This window comes from Pseudomonas sp. TE3899, from assembly GCF_056279105.1.
In genome coordinates, this window is sequence record NZ_JBWBQR010000001.1 from 2,217,941 (window position 1) to 2,233,527 (window position 15,587).

The following is a 15,587-nucleotide window of genomic DNA, read 5'->3' on the forward strand; positions in this document are numbered from 1 at the left end:
AATGCGTCCATCCACAGCGCCATGTGCGTTACAGCGTCCGCTGGCTGTTCCCGATCCCCCGCGCCTGCTCAATTCCCCAGTCGAACGCAGCTTCCATATCCAACAGATGCGGCTTCGGAGCATGGTCTTCCACAATCACCGCGCCGTTCGGCTGGTAGACGCCGATAAACATCTCCAGCGAACCATCCCTCAATATCCTGGCCTTGACCTCGATCTTGCAGCTATTGGACAGGGTTTCCGTGTGGACCATATGGCGCTCGGTCATTACTGCATTCCTCTTCTTATGGATGAACGAATCACGCTTGAGTGATGTTAGCTCAGCGAAAACGGTCGCCAAGACAGCGGCCAAATGCCACCTATACTCCACGCAACCTACCCGCAAAGGATCTGCGCCTCCAACAATAAAAAGCAGAGGTGGAACATGGTCTGGCAGCAAATCTACGACCCGTTCGGCAACCCGGTGTTATCAACCATCATGGCCGCAGTGCCGGTGGTGGTGATGCTGGCCTCCCTGGCGTTTTTCCATGTCAAGGCGCACCTGGCGGCGCTGCTGGCCCTGGCCTCAGCCTTGCTGATCGCGATCTTCGCCTTCGGCATGCCGGCGAACATGGCCGGTACGGCGGCGCTGTTCGGCGCGGCCAACGGGCTGCTGCCGATTGGCTGGATCGTGCTCAACATCATCTTCCTGCACCGACTGACCACCGAGAACGGCTCGTTCAAAGTGCTGCAGGATTCCCTCGCACGCATCACCGACGACCGGCGTCTGCAATTGCTGCTGATCGCCTTCTGCTTCGGCGCATTCTTCGAAGGCGCGGCCGGGTTCGGCACGCCGGTGGCGGTGACCGGGGCGATTCTGATCGGCCTGGGTTTCTCGCCGCTGGCCGCCTCTGGCCTGGCGCTGATCGCGAACACTGCGCCGGTAGCCTTCGGCGCCCTCGGCACCCCGATCATCACCCTGGCCAAAGTCACCGGGCTGGATGAAATGGAGCTGTCGATGATGGTCGGGCGGCAGTTGCCGTTCTTCTCGGTGCTGGTGCCGTTCTGGTTGATCTGGGCCTTCGCCGGTTGGCGCAAGATGCTGGAAATCTGGCCGCCGATTCTGGTGGCAGGGGTCAGTTTTGCCGTGCCGCAGTTCCTCGTCTCCAATTACCACGGGCCGATGCTGGTGGACGTGATCGCCGCGTTGATATCCATGGCGTGCCTGACCGGATTCCTCAAGGTGTGGAAACCGGCCACCGTGCACACTTCGGCGGCGCTGTCGGGGCGCGTCGACAACTCGAAAATCGACCCGGAGCATGAGCAAAAACCCGAAGCCAGTGCGACGTTTTCCGGGGATGCCAAACCGGCGGTCATGCGCGCGTGGATGCCGTGGATCATCCTCACAGTGTTCGTGTTCGCCTGGGGCACCCAGGGCTTCAAAAACATGTTCGACACCCGCGCCGTGATCGACCCACAAACCCACTCCGCCACCCTCGATCCGCAGGGTAAACCGTTGCGTGAGGCCAATCCGATCTTCTCCCCGGCCCTGACCTTCACCACCCTGCACCAGCAAGTCGAGAAAGTACCGCCGGTCGTACCGACGCCGAAAACCGAAGACGCGATCTACAAATTCACCTGGTTCACCGCCACCGGCAGCGGCATTTTCTTCGCGGCGATCCTCGGTGGGTTGCTGATGGGTTATTCGATTCCGCAATTGGCGCGCCAGTACCTGCGCACCCTGTGGGTGGTGCGGTATTCGTTGATCACCATTGCGGCGATGCTTGCCCTCGGCTACCTCACGCGCTACTCGGGACTGGACGCCACCATGGGCCTGGCCTTCGCCGCCACGGGGATTTTCTACCCGATGTTCGGCACCCTGCTCGGCTGGCTCGGCGTGGCGCTGACCGGTTCCGATACGGCTTCCAACGTGCTGTTTGGCGGCTTGCAACGGGTGACTTCCGAGCAACTGGGGATCAGTCCGGTGTTGATGGCCGCGGCGAACAGTTCCGGTGGGGTCATGGGCAAGATGGTCGATGCCCAGTCCATCGTGGTCGCCTCCACGGCAACCCGCTGGTATGGGCATGAAGGGGAGATTCTGCGTTACGTGTTCTTCCACTCCATCGTGCTGGCGATCCTGGTCGGCGGGCTGGTGACGTTGCAGGCGTATGTGGCGCCGTTCAGCCATATGGTGGTGGGCGGACACTGAGACAACCCGATCCCCTGTGGTGAGGGAGCTTGCGGTGGATCTTTGTTGTGGCGAGGGAGCTTGCTCCCGCTCGGCTGCGAAGCAGTCGTAAAACCGGTGAACGCGGTGTACCTGATACACCGCGGCGACTGCTTTTGGGGCCGCTTCGCGACCCAGCGGGAGCAAGCTCCCTCGCCACAGGTTGTGTGTACGGCTTGCCATTGAGCACCTTGGTTCCAAGCGACAGGGAACCTTCTCACTCGCAGCTTATCCCTTGATAATCGGCTAAGCTTAAAAGGCTGAGCTCGCGCGCCCGGAGGGTATTGATTGGCCGACTCAGTCCTCCACAAAACGTCCACCCCAATTGCGAATAGAATGCTAAATTTCCCGGCCGCCCGATTTGCGTTATTGGCCTGCATGTCACTAATCCCGACTGCTGAATATAAATAGCCCTGCCGATGATTCCCAAGGCAGGAGCCGCCTCACCATTTTGCCGCGGCGCCTGGACGTCGCCTTTTCAAGGCACCTATCCATGACGAATTCACCCGACTCGACAACCCAAGTTGCCCAGTCCGAGCAACACCCGCTGCACCCACTCGATTTTGGTGTCGTCGGCATTGGTGCGTCCGCCGGGGGCCTGCAAGCGATCAAACTGTTTTTCGAAAACATGCCCCAGGACAACGGCATGGCGTTCGTGATCATCCTGCACCTGTCGCCGGATCACGAAAGCAGTGCCGACAAGATCATCCAGGAATCGACCCAGATGCCGGTCCTGCAGGTCACCGAAAAGGTGGCTATCGAACGTAACCACGTGTACGTGATTTCTCCCGCCCATCGACTGTCGATGAACGACGGTTACCTTGAAGTCAGCCCGTCCGACCCGCGCCTGGGGCGGACTTGCGCCATCGATCTGTTTTTCCGCGACCTCGCCGATGTGCACCGTGAACGGGCGTTTTGCCTGGTGTTGTCCGGCACCGGTTCGGATGGCGCGGTCGGTTTGTCGCGGATCAAGGAACAAGGCGGAGTGACCCTGGCCCAGGCGCCGGAAGACGCCGAGTTCGACGGCATGCCCCAGGCGGCCATCGACACCCAGATGGTCGACCTGGTACTGCCCGTGGTGGAGATGCCGCAAAAGTTGCTGGAGTTGTGGCGCAACGCCAAGGCGATTTCCCTGCCCACGGCCAACGACCCCGATCTGCAAACCATCGCCTCGGTCGCCGAGCGCGACGCGGTGGCGGCCGAACAGTTGTTGCGTGACGTGCTGATCCAGTTGCGCGCCGGCACCGGTCACGATTTCAAGCACTACAAGCGCGCCACCGTGTTACGGCGCATCGAGCGGCGGATGCAGGTCACCGCGCAACCGGACCTGGCCGCCTACTATCGCTACCTGGTGAGCAGCCCCGAAGAAACCAAGGCGTTGCTGGCCGACATGCTGATCGGCGTGACCAATTTCTTCCGCGACCGCGAGGCCTTCGAAGCGCTGGAACGCGACGTGGTGCCGCAACTGGTCAGCGCGGCCATCTCGGCCCACCCGGAAAAAGAAGAAATCCGCATCTGGTCGGCGGGCTGCTCCACCGGCGAAGAGGTTTACAGCCTGGCGATGCTGGTCAACGATCAGATGCAACTGGACACCAGCCAGGCGTCGTTGCAGTTGTTTGCCACTGATATCGACGAGCGTGCCATCAGCATCGGGCGCAGCGGGCTGTACCCGCAAGCGATCATCACCGATGTGCCGCCCACGCGATTGCGTCACTATTTCGCCAAAGAAAACCAGCACTACCGGATTCGTAAAGAGCTGCGCGAAAAGGTCCTGTTTGCCAAGCACAGCCTGTTGTCCGATCCACCGTTTTCGCACATGGACCTGATCGTCTGTCGCAATCTGCTGATCTACCTGGACCGCGAGGTCCAACGGGAAATCCTGCAGATGTTCCACTTTGCCCTGCGCCCGGGTGGCTTCCTGTTCCTGGGCACGTCCGAGAGCGCGGATGCCTGCCACGACCTGTTTGCCCCGGTCGACAAACGCAACCGGATCTTCCGGGCCAAGACCGGCACCGGCAGCAGCCGACGCGCCCCGACCATGCCCCGTGGAGGCTATGTGCGAACCGACATTACCCGCCAGCCCCCAACCAGCCAGAAGCCGCGCAAACTGTCGTTTGCCGACATTCACCAACGCGCCCTGGAAAACTCGGCGCCGCCGAGCATGATCGTCGACGCCAATGCCGACATCCTGCACATGAGCGATAGCGCGGGGCGTTTCCTGCGGCATGTCGGCGGCGAGCTGTCGCGCAATCTGTTGACGCTGATCCTTCCGGAATTGCGCCTGGAAGTTCGTACCACACTGTTCCAGGCGCAGCAAGGCAGCCAGATGGTCAAGTCGCGCACGGTGGCGATCAAGCGTGAGGATCGCAGCTACCGCGTCGACCTCGCGGCCCACCCCTACCGTGACGAAGAGTCGGAGAGCGAGTGCGTGCTGCTGATGTTCGAAGAGGTCGAAGTCGACCCGTCGGAAGTCTCGAATTCCACGGTGCTGCAAACCGAAAACCAGGTGCTGTCCAACCTTGAACGGGAACTGCAACGCACCAAGTTGCAGTTGCAGGACACCATCGAACAATCGGAAGTCTCCAGCGAAGAGCTCAAGGCCTCCAACGAAGAAATGCAGGCGATCAACGAAGAACTGCGCTCGGCCACCGAAGAGCTGGAAACCAGCAAGGAAGAGTTGCAGTCGATCAACGAAGAGCTGCTGACGGTCAACTTCGAGCTGAAAACCAAAGTCGAAGAAACCGACAAGATCAATGACTACCTGACCAACCTGATCGCCTCCACCGACATTGCCACGGTGTTTGTCGACAGCAGCATGCGCATCAAATGGTTCACGCCACGGGCCACCGATATCTTCAGCATGTTGCCCGTGGACACCGGGCGCTCGCTGCTCGACATCACCCATCGCCTGGATTACGAAGACCTGGCAGGCGACGCGGCGCTGGTGTTCGAATCCTTGAACATGATCGAGCGCGAAGTCAGCAGCACCGACAATCGCTGGTACATCGCCCGCCTCCTGCCTTACCGCTCCAGCGCCGACCACATCGACGGCACCGTGCTGACGTTCATCGACATCACCAAGCGCCATGCCGCCGAAGAAGAGCTGCGCCTGGGTGAAGAACGCATGCGCCTGGTCGCCGAAAGCACCCGCGACTACGCGATCATCACCCTCGATGAACTGGGCATCATCACCACTTGGAACAAAGGCGCGGAATTGATCTTCGGCTACAAAAAATTCGAGGCCGAAGGCGCCTATTACGACTTCATTTTCTCCGAAGAAGATCGTGCTGCCGGCGTACCTGAAACCGAGCTGTCGACGGTGCGCATCAATGGCCGCAACGAAGACGAACGCTGGCACCTGCGCAAGGACGGCAGCCGCTTCTTCTGCAGCGGCGAAGTCACCCTGCTGCGCGGTGACAACCTCCAGGGCTACGTAAAAATTGCCCGGGACCTGACGGGTCACAAGCGCCTGCATGAAGAGCAAAACCAGCAACTGGCGGAAACCCAGAGCAGCAGCCATTTGAAGGATGAGTTCTTTGCGGTGATGTCCCACGAACTCAAGCACCCGCTGAACCTGATTCAGCTCAACGCCGAACTGCTGCGGCGCCTGCCGCTGATCAAGTCGACGGCGCCGGCGGAAAAAGCGGTCAACACCATTTGCGACGCGGTGAGCAGCCAGGCCCGGATCATCGATGATCTGCTCGATGTGGCCCGGGTGCGCACCGGCAAGCTGCGGCTCAAGCGCAGCGCCGTGGATTTGAACCGGATGCTGCGCGATGTGTATCAGGTGGTGACCAATGCCCATCCTGGCGTCGACGTGACGCTGCAACTGCCTGAAGCGTTGGTCATCGATGCTGACCCGACCCGGGTCGAACAAATCATCTGGAACCTGGTGAACAACGCCCTGAAATTCACCCCGGGGAGTGGCCAGATCCGCTTGATCGCCACCCGCGAAGCGGGCATGGCCCGGCTCGATGTGCAGGACAGCGGAGTAGGTTTGAGCACCGAAAGTCTGGATGAAGTATTCGACCTGTTCGGTCAAGCGGCCAATCAGCACGCGACCCATCACCGTAACGGGTTGGGGATCGGACTGTCGCTGGTGAGGCAATTGACCGAGGCCCATGGTGGCAGTGTCGAGGTCTCCTCTCCAGGGCTGGGCCTGGGTTGCACCTTTACCGTCCGTCTGCCCTTGAGCCAGCCCCATGACAAAGTGACGCCATCGACCAAGCCCGGCGAACAGTCCGGACGTCTGGCCGGCCTCACCGTGTTGCTGGTGGACGACTCGCGGGACGTGCTGGACACGATGAAGATGCTGCTGGAAATGGAAGATGCCCAAGTCATCGCCTTCGCTGAACCACACCGGGCACTGGAAGCCGCCCAGACCGGGCAATATGACCTGGTGGTCTCCGACGTGGGCATGCCTGGCATGAACGGCTATGAGCTGATGCGCGCCCTGCGTGAACTGCCGCATATCAAGCCGGTGCCAGCGATTGCCTTGACCGGTTATGGCGCGCAAAGCGACGTCGAAAAAACTCGCAAATCCGGTTTCGACCGGCACTTGGGCAAACCGGTGTCCTATGACGCGCTGATCGAGACGATTGAAGAGCTGAGGCAGACGCGATTGGATTGATTTAAATAGATCAGTCCCCTTTTTGAAGATGCCCCCCAAACCTGTGGCGAGGGAGCTTGCTCCCGCTGGGTCGCGAAGCGGCCCCAAAACCAGTCACCGCTATGTACCAGGTACACCGCGTTCACCGGTTTTACGACTGCTTCGCAGCCGAGCGGGAGCAAGCTCCCTCGCCACAGGAATCGCTTAGGCCTCTAGACGGCGCGGCTCAAGCACATGAACCATCCAGCACGCATACACCGTCACCCCGATAAACAACCCCATGCGCACCGCAAACGCGGTGTAGACGTCCTTGCCGGCCGCGCTGTCCTGCACCGACTGGCCCAGCAAAATGATCAGCGTGATCAGCGTATTGAGCCAGAACCCCGGGCTGAACCGGGTCGGGCTCAGGGCGTAGAGTTTGCGCGCCAGCACCAGGCCGAACAGCAGCATCCACAGGAAGAACATCCACAGGTGCACGAACAGGCTCAGGGCGCACCAGAACAGGATCGCCAGCACACCGCCCAGTAGCGTCGAACCAAGCAACTCACGCCCGGCGTTGCGCGCGGTGGTGGTGGAGCTTTGCTGACCGAGGCTGACCGCTTTGAGGATGATCGGCAGGTAGCTGGCCGGGTCGATCAGCGCCAGCAGGAACGCCGGCAATACGATCAGCGTGGCGCGCAACGCCACCCGGTCGATGTCTTCGGTGGCGAGCATCGGCGCGGCGGGCGACGGCGGCGCATTGGCTGGCTCGGGAAACAGACCATGACTCAACGTCACCACCAGCACCGCTAGTAGCAAGCCCTTGACCAACGCGCCGATCACCATCGCCGCCAGTTCAAAACTGGCGGTGCCGGCCGCGGAAATCATGGTCAGGCCGATTACCAGAAAGGTCACGATCAGGTTATTGCCACCGCGCAGGCCAAAGCGAAACACCCCAAACAACCCGACACCAATCAGCAGCAATCCACTGGCCGGGTAATAGCGCAGCAACGGCAGCAACAACAAGCCGACGCCGGTGGTCAGCATCGCCACCAGTGCCAGCACCACCCCGGCCTTGAACGGCAGCGGCTGATTGAGCGTGGCCAGGAACAGCAGCGCCAGCACGGGCGCGAGAAACGGAATCGGCAAGGCCAAGCCGAAACTGGCTGCGAGGCACAGCGCCGTGCCCGTGGCCAGACGCAGAGCACGCTGATCGCGAACCGTGCGCTTAGTAGGCATACGACAGCCAACTCATCACACTCAAGAACACTCGGCCGAGCGGGTTCAACGGATTGCCCGATGCCGGGAACGCCATGACTTCGGCCTGCCCGCCCGCGCGGATCGAACGGCTGTCGCGCAGGGCGTTCAAGGCGTCCTCATCGAACTCGATCACCACCGGAAAGCGCTGGGCCGGACGCAGCCAGTCGCGGCTGTTCTGCACGCTCGGCAAAGTGCCGGGCGTGGTCCCCGGGCCGACACTGACACCGTACCCGACACTGCGCACCCGGCCGCCGAACACTTCGCCGGGCAAGGCATCCAGCACAATGGCCACCCGCGTATCGGGTTTGACCAGGCCGAGGTTGTTCTCGGTCATGTCGGCACTGATCCACACGTCGTGGATCGCGATCAGGGTCATCACCGGGCTGCCGGCGGCGGCGAACTGGCCGACATCGGTGCGCAGGTCGGTGATCAGCCCGGCCGATCGCGCGCCGATGCGGGTGTTGGCCAAATCCAGTTCTGCTTTCGACAACGCGGTCGCGGCGCTACGCAGCACGGCGTTATCCGCCTCGCTGCCGCCCTCCTGCTCTTTGGCCCGCTGCACTTCGGCTTCGGCGGCAGCGACCTGGCTGGAGGCCTGTTCGAGATTGGCCCGCGACACTTCCAGCAGGCGCACCGACACTGTGCCTTTATCGGCGCGGTACAAGCCTTCGAGCCGCTGATTATCCTGGCGTGTCTTGAGTTCATTGGCCTGGGCCGCGCGCAACGAGGCTTGCGCCGCAGCGATGCCGGCGGTGCTGGCGCCGATTTGGCGCCGGGTCGATTCGAGGTCGGCGCGGGCGCGGTCAACGGCGATCTGATAGGGCTGCGGATCGACCTCGAACAGAATGTCCCCGGCCCGCACGTCCTGGTTGTTGCGCACATTCACCCGGACCACCCGCCCCGCCACCTCCGAGGCCACCGGAATGACAAACGCCCCGACCCGCGCCTGCTGCGTGTAAGGCGTGAAGCGGTCCGCCAGCACGTACCAGGCGAGGCTGAGCAGGATCAGCAGCAACACCCACTTGATGCCTTTCCTGGCCGGATCGGCGGCCGGCGCTGGCGCCTTTGCAACAGGCGCTTCAGTAGAGGGCGGCGCGACTTCACTCATGGTTGTTCACCTTATCGGACGGGGTAAGACTGGATTCGTCGAGCAGGTCGCCCCAGTCCGTGCGTTTTTCCATTTGCTTTTGCGTGGCGCGATCGAGGATGGGCTGGGCGGCGTACCAGCCACCGCCGAGAGCCTTGTACAGGGCGATCAGATTACTGACGGCATTGCTGCGGCTGACCAGGTAATTGTCCTGTTGTTCGAGCAGCGCCCGTTGCGCATCCAGCACCCGCTGAAAGTCTGAAAAACCTTCGCTGTATTGCGCGCGGGCCAGCACCAGCGAGCGCTGGGCCGCCACCTCGGCCTGGCGCAGGATGCGTTCGCGCTCCAGGGATTGACTCAAGCCGCTGGCGGCATCGTCGGCTTCACGGGCGGCCTGGCGCACGGTGTCGCGGTAGGACTCGATCAACTGCTGCAAACGCGCGTCCTGGACCCGCACGTTGTTGCTGATCTGGCCGTGATCGAACAGGTTCCAACGCAGGCTCGGGCCGCCGACAACGTCCAGGTTGTTCGGCGTGCCGCCCACGGAACTGGCGGTCCAGACGATGCTGCCGAGCAAGGTCAGCGACGGATAAAAATCACTCACGGCCACGCCGATCAGCGCCGATTGCGCGGCGACGTTCAGCTCAGCGGCGCGCACATCCGGGCGACGCAGCAGCAAATTGGCCGGCACGTCCTGCAGCACGGCGCGGTCAAGCAGCGGGATCAGTTCTTCATTGGCCGTCACTTGCGGCAGCTCACCCGGCGCCTGCCCGGTCAGCACCGACAGGGCATTGCGGGTGCGATGCAGTTGGTCTTCGAGGCTGGGGATGCTGGCCAGGGTGCCAAGGTATTGGGTCTTGGCCTGTTGCAAGTCGAGTTCGGCGGTCTGGCCGCTGGCGAACAGCTTGCGCGTAATCTCCAGGCTGCGCTTTTGCTGGTGGGTGTTGTCCCGGGCGACCCGCAGTCGCGCTTCGGTGGTGCGCAGGGAAAAGTAGGTGTCGGCCACCTGGGCGCGCAGCAGCACCAGCACGTCTTCGTAGTTGGCCTGGGCGGCGAAGTAGCTGGCATCCGAGGACTCGATGGCCCGACTGAAACGTCCCCAGAAGTCCAGCTCCCAACCGACGTCGAAGCCTTCACTGAATTGCCAGAACCGGCTGTTCTTCGGGTTGCTGCCGCTGTACTGCCGGCGCTGCGCGTAAAGCAGATCGACACTGGCTTGCTGGAATTGCGGGTAACGCCCGGCCTGGGCGATGCCCAATTGTGCCCGGGCTTCCATGACCCGCAGGCCGGCGATTTTCAGGCTGGAATTGTGTGCATCCGCGTCGGTGATCAACTGGTCGAGCACCGGGTCATTGAACACTTGCCACCACTGGCGCAGGTCCGGGCTCGCGCCCCGCTCGCTGGATTGCTCCAGTGCCGGTGTGCTCCAGTGCTTGACCCATTCCTCGCCGGGCGGCTGAAAGTCGGGCCCCACGCGCGCGCAGCCGCCGAGGCCGAGCAGCAGCAGGAGCGGTCCCGACCGGATCAGCATGGCGGCACGTAAAGGCATGGATGGTTTCCCGGCCAAGGAAGATGACTGGAGCATAGTCGCCCGAAAGAAAATCGAGCGGCCGCAAACACGCTGCCGACTTGCTCACGTCTACGAGTCAGCTGCTACGCTTTCCAAGGGCCCCTAAAACCACGGCGATCTGTCAAAAAGGTGCAACGCTCATGACCACCCAACCCCACTCCGCCGGCTGGCGCTTCAAACTGGGCATCGTGATTTTGTGTTTGATGCTGGGGTCATGGCTGATGGTGCCGCTCGCGGCGGCCGTCGGACTGCCGGGCTCCAAGGTCGCGGCACTGACTGGCGTGCTGTTTATCAGTAACAAGGTCTTGCTGATCCTGGTCATCGCGGTCATGGGCAAGGCCGGGTTCCAGCAATTGAAGCGCAGCGTGTTCGGCTACGTGACGTCGCTGGCGCCCAGCGCGGAAACCGAAGTGGGCCCGGTTCGGCATCGTATCGGCCTGGTGATGTTCTGCCTGCCGCTGATTTCGGCGTTTCTCGAACCCTACGTCGACAGCATTTGGCCCGGGTTGCGGCCGAACCTGTGGCAACTTCAATTACTGGGCGACCTGATGTTGATCGGCAGTTTTTTTGTATTGGGGGGCAACTTCTGGGACAAGGTACGCGCGCTGTTCATCCGCACTGCCAAAGTGGCCAATGCCTAGCAAGCATCGACAGGAAGCACGCCAATGAGCCGTCTGACCGCCAAAGACTTCGCCCCCGAGTTGCTGGAACTCTACGACTACTACGTGCATGGTCAGATCAACCGCCGCGAGTTCCTCGACCGCGCGGCGTTGTTCGCCCTGGGCGGCTTGACCGCGTCCGCCCTGCTCGCCGCCCTGAGCCCAAATTACGCCCTGGCCGAGCAAGTGGAATTCACCGACCCGGACATCCTCGCCGAGTACATCACCTACCCGTCACCCAAGGGCCACGGCCAGGTTCGTGGTTACCTGGTGCGCCCGGCGAAAGCCACGGGCAAGGTGCCGGCGGTGGTGGTTGTGCACGAGAACCGTGGGCTCAACCCGTACATCGAGGACGTCGCCCGACGCGTGGCCAAGGCCGGGTTCATCGCCCTCGCCCCGGATGGCCTGACCTCGGTCGGTGGCTACCCCGGCAACGACGACAAGGGCCGGGAGCTGCAACAGACCGTCGACCCGGAAAAACTCATGAACGATTTCTTCGCCGCCATCGAGTGGCTGATGAATCACGCGGCGGGCACCGGCAAAGTCGGCATCACCGGGTTCTGTTACGGCGGCGGTGTCGTCAATGCGGCGGCCGTGGCCTATCCGGAGTTGGGCGCGGCGGTGTCATTTTATGGTCGTCAGCCCGAGTCCAAAGACGTGCCACGAATCAAGGCACCACTGATGCTGCACTACGGCGAACTGGATACCCGCATCAACGAAGGCTGGCCGGCGTTCGAGCAAGCGCTGAAAGCTGCGGGCAAGACCTATGAGGCTTACATTTACCCTGGGGTGAATCATGGATTTCATAACGACTCCACACCTCGCTACGATGAGGCCGCCGCCAAGCTTGCGTGGGGCCGGACGCTGGAGTGGTTCAAACGGTATTTACAGGGGACATAGACCCACGTAGGAGCCGCCGAAAGCTGCGATCTTTTGATCTGGCGTTGGACTAGACTGCGGTTGTCTCCCAGAAAAGTCAGCCTCATGTCACGAATCCTGGTGTACGTCCTCGTATCGATTGCAGCCCTCTACCTGCTGCTCTGCGTGGCGTTGTTCGTGTTTCAGCGCGCGCTCATCTATTTCCCGCAACCCAGCACCTATGCCCCACCCGACAGCGTGCTCACGTTGGCGGTGGCAGACGCAAACTTACAGGTGTCGGTCCGCCCCCACGACGGCCCCAAGGCGTTGCTCTACTTCGGCGGCAATGCCGAGGATGTCTCGCAAAACCTGCCTTCGTTTTCCGCAGCCTTCCCGGATCAGGCGATCTACCTGTTGCACTACCGGGGCTTCGGCGGCAGTTCCGGGTCGCCCTCCGAGGAGGCCATTGCCCGTGATGCCCTGGATTTGTTTGACCGGGTTTACGCCGAACACCCGCAGGTGGCCGTGGTCGGTCGCAGCCTCGGCACGGGCGTGGCGATCCGCCTGGCCAGCCAACGCCCGGCGGCGCGGCTGATCCTGGTTACGCCCTATAACAGCCTGCTGGAACTCGGCATCCGCCAGTACCCGATGTTTCCGGTGAAGTGGTTGTTGAAGGACACGTTTGATTCGGCGAAATACGCGGCGCACATCAGCGTGCCGACCCTGTTGATCGCGGCGGAACATGACGAAGTGATCCCCCGTTCAAGCACGGTGCGGCTCTATGGCCAGTTCATCCAGGGTGTGGCGTCGATGAAGGTGATTGCGGGGGTGGGGCACAATTCCATTTCTGAAAGCCCCGAGTACCTCAAGTTGATTGGCGCCGAGTTATGAACGGCGTCGCGCCAGGCGTTGCTGCCAATTTCCGCCGTTGACGCGCTGACATTGTTCTTCTGAGTCGAACTGCACATGAGCCGCTACAGGGCTGACGAGCACCTGCGCTTCATCGAGTGCGGTGGCCGTCAGCACGACCATGCGCTCGCCCTGCCCGCTGGCCAGCGCCAGGTCCTTCTGCGCCTCGGTATCGAACACCCAGATCACCCGCAAACTGGAAGGGAACACGCTGTAATCGACCTCATGGGTCAGCCAGCAGAAACCGACGATTTCTGCTTTGGCCGTCTCGCACGCGTCAGTCAAAGTGGCGACCAGGCGACGCTCGATGTGGGTTTGGTCGCGTTTGCTTAAAGCCATGGGTGGATCCTTGTGACTGGCGGGAGGAAGCGCCAATCATACGAAATTTCACCCACATGAAATCGTCAAAGATCGCAGCCTTCGGCTGGAATGCATTTCCCCTGTAGGCGCTGCCGAAGGCTGCGATCTTTTGATCTTAAAACAGCGCACGACTCATTTCGGCCGACGCACCGCCCGCACCTTGCCACTCCCACCACCGCCGCAAAAGAACTGGTCAGCGCCATCGGACTCAAGCCCGGAAACACCGACGCCCGCCGGCATCTTCACGCTTTCCAGCACATCCCCGGTGGCCGGGTCGACCCGGCGCAACTCGCTCTCGTCGCCCTCCCAGGTGCCATGCCACAGCGCGCCTTCGACCCAGGTCACCCCGGTGACAAACCGGTTGGATTCGAGGGTGCGCAGAATCTTGCCGGTCTCGGGGTCGATCTGGTGGATCTTGCGGTCGCGGTACTCCCCGACCCACAGCATGCCCTCCGCCCAGGTCAGGCCGGAGTCGCTGTTGCCGGGGGCGGGGATGGTATGGAGCACGCGGCCGGTCTTGGGGTCGATTTTCTGGATGCGGTCGGCGGCGATCTGGAACAGGTGCTCGCCATCGAACGCGGTCCCAGCATCGGCGGTGACATCGATCGAGCGTACGGTCTGGCCGCTGGCAGGGTCGAGGGCGTTGAGTTTTTCGCCGCTGGCGAACCACACATGCTGGCCGTCCCAGCTCACGCCATGCACGGCGTCGACACCGGCAAAGGGTCCATATTCACGGATGATTTCGGCTGCTGAGTGTTTCATGAGGTGTTCCTCGTCACGGGGTTGGTGAGGTGATCCTAAGCACTGGGCAACGGCGCCGTGAGTAACAAAGTCGTCGCGAAACCCGGCACTGGCGGTGTCATCCAGCGCCGCGCCCGTCCGCGCCCGAACGACTGCACCTTGCCGTCCGCCGCCAGGGTGTCGAGGGTCCGTTGCACCGTGCGTTGGCTGGTGCCGAGGGCCAGCGCCAGGGCCGAGCTGGACCAGGATTCACCGTCGGCGAGGAAGGCAAACACCGTGGCGTATTTTTCTTCGACCGGTGGTGCCAGCAGCACAACGTCACTCGCCACCAGCGCGTAGCCGCGCGGGGTCGCGGTCACGCTGGCCAACGGTTCAAGGGCCGCGCGTAATCGCCCGACTTCAACGCGCAACCGGGCGCGATGGGACTCGTCACTGAGTTTCAGGCGAAAGGCCCGGGCGATCAGGGCTTCTCTCGACACGTCGGCAGGCCAGGCTTCGGCCAGGGCCCGGGCGATGGCGAACAACACCGGGCGCGTGCCCAGCGCCACCGACATGCCGGCGCCGCGCACGCTGTAACGGCACGCGTCCACCACCAGCACGGTTGAAGCGAGCAAGGCTTCAACCTCGTCCAGTAACAAGGGGCGCTCCTGGCCATGGGCAATCAACCGGGCGACCGGGGTGTTCAACAGGTTGATCGCGTGTTCGACTTCGGCGGATAACGCGGGGATCGCAGCTTGCCGTGCGGCCTCTTGCGCCCGGGTCAGCGCCGCCCGCGCCGACTGTGATTGCACGCGGCGCATGGCGATCCCGGCCACCACCAGTTCATGTACCGCACGCAAGGCCGGCGGCAGTGGCGCGAGGTCGAGTGCGCTGAGTTGTTGCTGGGCGTCATCCAGTTGCCCGATCAGCAACAAGCGCCGGATTGCCAGATAGCGCGCATGGGCGGCGTTGACGCCATCGCCGTGTGCCTCAAGCGTGACCCGCGCCATGTCGAGTTGCTTGACCGGCCAACCGAGGTCCCGCGAGGCCAGCGCGATCTCGGCCTCGGCGACCACACAGCGCGCCCGTGCCAGGCTTTCCTTCGGCCCGAAGGCCCGCGCCGCCCGTTGCACCAGCGTCCTGGCCAACACCAGCTCACCGAGCTGCGCCATCGCAATGCCGCGCAGTGCCAGCGCTGCCGCATCGTCGCGCAAGGCCACCCGGTTCAGCGCACCGAGAGGATCACCCGCCGCCAGCGCCCGTGCCGCCGCCGTGATCAGCGCATCCATCTGAATCGCGCCACATTTGTCACTCCCACCGTCCGAATTCTCGAATTTAGTCTATCTCACGATGACTGACCCCGATGGGAGGCA

12 protein-coding genes are annotated in these 15,587 nt (G+C 62.5%); 5 read left to right on the forward strand and 7 right to left on the reverse strand.

Features of this window, described 5'->3' with window-relative positions; genetic code table 11:
* Window positions 1–28 precede the first annotated feature (28 nt).
* Window positions 29–265 carry a hypothetical protein gene (locus tag ACZ89E_RS09915; protein WP_149658494.1) on the reverse strand — a complete coding sequence of 79 codons (237 nt, stop codon included), beginning with the start codon at window positions 263–265 and terminating at the stop codon, window positions 29–31.
* A 156-nt stretch (window positions 266–421) separates the two neighbouring features.
* Between ACZ89E_RS09915 and ACZ89E_RS09920 the strand changes: the two genes are divergently transcribed.
* Window positions 422–2,185: an L-lactate permease gene (locus tag ACZ89E_RS09920; protein ID WP_476255510.1), complete on the forward strand. Its 1,764-nt coding sequence runs from the start codon at window positions 422–424 to the stop codon at window positions 2,183–2,185.
* 511 nt (window positions 2,186–2,696) lie between these two features.
* Window positions 2,697–6,833 carry a CheR family methyltransferase gene (locus ACZ89E_RS09925; RefSeq protein ID WP_476255511.1) on the forward strand — a complete coding sequence of 1,379 codons (4,137 nt, stop codon included), beginning with the start codon at window positions 2,697–2,699 and terminating at the stop codon, window positions 6,831–6,833.
* Window positions 6,834–7,016: 183 nt separating this feature from the next.
* Here ACZ89E_RS09925 and ACZ89E_RS09930 read toward each other — a convergent pair whose 3' ends face one another.
* The 3 genes from ACZ89E_RS09930 to ACZ89E_RS09940 are packed head-to-tail and all read right to left on the reverse strand — an operon-like array spanning window position 7,017 to window position 10,669.
* Window positions 7,017–8,030 carry a DUF2955 domain-containing protein gene (locus ACZ89E_RS09930; protein WP_476255512.1) on the reverse strand — a complete coding sequence of 338 codons (1,014 nt, stop codon included), beginning with the start codon at window positions 8,028–8,030 and terminating at the stop codon, window positions 7,017–7,019.
* Window positions 8,020–9,159, reverse strand: a complete 1,140-nt coding sequence (locus ACZ89E_RS09935) for an HlyD family secretion protein (RefSeq protein ID WP_463260300.1) — start codon at window positions 9,157–9,159, stop codon at window positions 8,020–8,022. Before ACZ89E_RS09935 ends, ACZ89E_RS09930 begins: the two co-directional genes overlap by 11 nt.
* The gene (locus ACZ89E_RS09940; protein ID WP_463260597.1) at window positions 9,152–10,669 is read right to left on the reverse strand and encodes an efflux transporter outer membrane subunit; all 1,518 of its coding nucleotides are present in this window, start codon (window positions 10,667–10,669) and stop codon (window positions 9,152–9,154) included. The genes ACZ89E_RS09935 and ACZ89E_RS09940 overlap by 8 nt, the downstream gene beginning before the upstream one ends.
* 179 nt (window positions 10,670–10,848) lie before the next feature.
* On the opposite strand from ACZ89E_RS09940, the gene ACZ89E_RS09945 reads away from it, so the two are divergent.
* The 3 genes from ACZ89E_RS09945 (at window position 10,849) to ACZ89E_RS09955 (ending at window position 13,116) form a co-directional block, all read left to right on the forward strand.
* Window positions 10,849–11,349, forward strand: a complete 501-nt coding sequence (locus ACZ89E_RS09945) for a transporter suffix domain-containing protein (RefSeq protein ID WP_476255513.1) — start codon at window positions 10,849–10,851, stop codon at window positions 11,347–11,349.
* Window positions 11,350–11,373: 24 nt separating this feature from the next.
* A complete protein-coding gene (yghX, locus tag ACZ89E_RS09950) occupies window positions 11,374–12,267 on the forward strand; it encodes a YghX family hydrolase (RefSeq protein ID WP_476255514.1) in 894 nt (297 codons plus the stop codon).
* A gap of 84 nt (window positions 12,268–12,351) precedes the next feature.
* Window positions 12,352–13,116, forward strand: a complete 765-nt coding sequence (locus tag ACZ89E_RS09955; RefSeq protein WP_476255515.1) for an alpha/beta hydrolase — start codon at window positions 12,352–12,354, stop codon at window positions 13,114–13,116.
* Here ACZ89E_RS09955 and ACZ89E_RS09960 read toward each other — a convergent pair.
* The 3 genes from ACZ89E_RS09960 to ACZ89E_RS09970 all read right to left on the reverse strand — a co-directional run bounded on the left by ACZ89E_RS09960 (window position 13,111) and on the right by ACZ89E_RS09970 (window position 15,503).
* Window positions 13,111–13,473 carry a hypothetical protein gene (locus ACZ89E_RS09960; RefSeq protein ID WP_476255516.1) on the reverse strand — a complete coding sequence of 121 codons (363 nt, stop codon included), beginning with the start codon at window positions 13,471–13,473 and terminating at the stop codon, window positions 13,111–13,113. The genes ACZ89E_RS09955 and ACZ89E_RS09960 overlap by 6 nt on opposite strands.
* A 153-nt stretch (window positions 13,474–13,626) precedes the next feature.
* Window positions 13,627–14,256, reverse strand: coding sequence for a Vgb family protein (locus tag ACZ89E_RS09965; protein ID WP_476255517.1), 630 nt, complete (start codon window positions 14,254–14,256; stop codon window positions 13,627–13,629).
* Window positions 14,257–14,291: 35 nt separating this feature from the next.
* Window positions 14,292–15,503, reverse strand: a complete 1,212-nt coding sequence (locus ACZ89E_RS09970) for a helix-turn-helix domain-containing protein (protein ID WP_476255518.1) — start codon at window positions 15,501–15,503, stop codon at window positions 14,292–14,294.
* Between the last annotated feature and the right edge of the window lie 84 nt (window positions 15,504–15,587).

What these genes read in the sequence shown, in the direction of transcription:
- ACZ89E_RS09940 (WP_463260597.1), bottom strand. Translation starts at nt 10,669, where the DNA reads ATGCTGATCCGGTCGGGACCGCTCCTGCTGCTGCTCGGCCTCGGCGGC.
- ACZ89E_RS09955 (WP_476255515.1), top strand. Translation starts at nt 12,352, where the DNA reads ATGTCACGAATCCTGGTGTACGTCCTCGTATCGATTGCAGCCCTCTAC.
- yghX (WP_476255514.1), top strand. Translation starts at nt 11,374, where the DNA reads ATGAGCCGTCTGACCGCCAAAGACTTCGCCCCCGAGTTGCTGGAACTC.
- ACZ89E_RS09965 (WP_476255517.1), bottom strand. Translation starts at nt 14,256, where the DNA reads ATGAAACACTCAGCAGCCGAAATCATCCGTGAATATGGACCCTTTGCC.
- ACZ89E_RS09945 (WP_476255513.1), top strand. Translation starts at nt 10,849, where the DNA reads ATGACCACCCAACCCCACTCCGCCGGCTGGCGCTTCAAACTGGGCATC.
- ACZ89E_RS09970 (WP_476255518.1), bottom strand. Translation starts at nt 15,503, where the DNA reads ATGGATGCGCTGATCACGGCGGCGGCACGGGCGCTGGCGGCGGGTGAT.
- ACZ89E_RS09920 (WP_476255510.1), top strand. Translation starts at nt 422, where the DNA reads ATGGTCTGGCAGCAAATCTACGACCCGTTCGGCAACCCGGTGTTATCA.
- ACZ89E_RS09925 (WP_476255511.1), top strand. Translation starts at nt 2,697, where the DNA reads ATGACGAATTCACCCGACTCGACAACCCAAGTTGCCCAGTCCGAGCAA.
- ACZ89E_RS09930 (WP_476255512.1), bottom strand. Translation starts at nt 8,030, where the DNA reads ATGCCTACTAAGCGCACGGTTCGCGATCAGCGTGCTCTGCGTCTGGCC.
- ACZ89E_RS09960 (WP_476255516.1), bottom strand. Translation starts at nt 13,473, where the DNA reads ATGGCTTTAAGCAAACGCGACCAAACCCACATCGAGCGTCGCCTGGTC.
- ACZ89E_RS09915 (WP_149658494.1), bottom strand. Translation starts at nt 265, where the DNA reads ATGACCGAGCGCCATATGGTCCACACGGAAACCCTGTCCAATAGCTGC.
- ACZ89E_RS09935 (WP_463260300.1), bottom strand. Translation starts at nt 9,159, where the DNA reads ATGAGTGAAGTCGCGCCGCCCTCTACTGAAGCGCCTGTTGCAAAGGCG.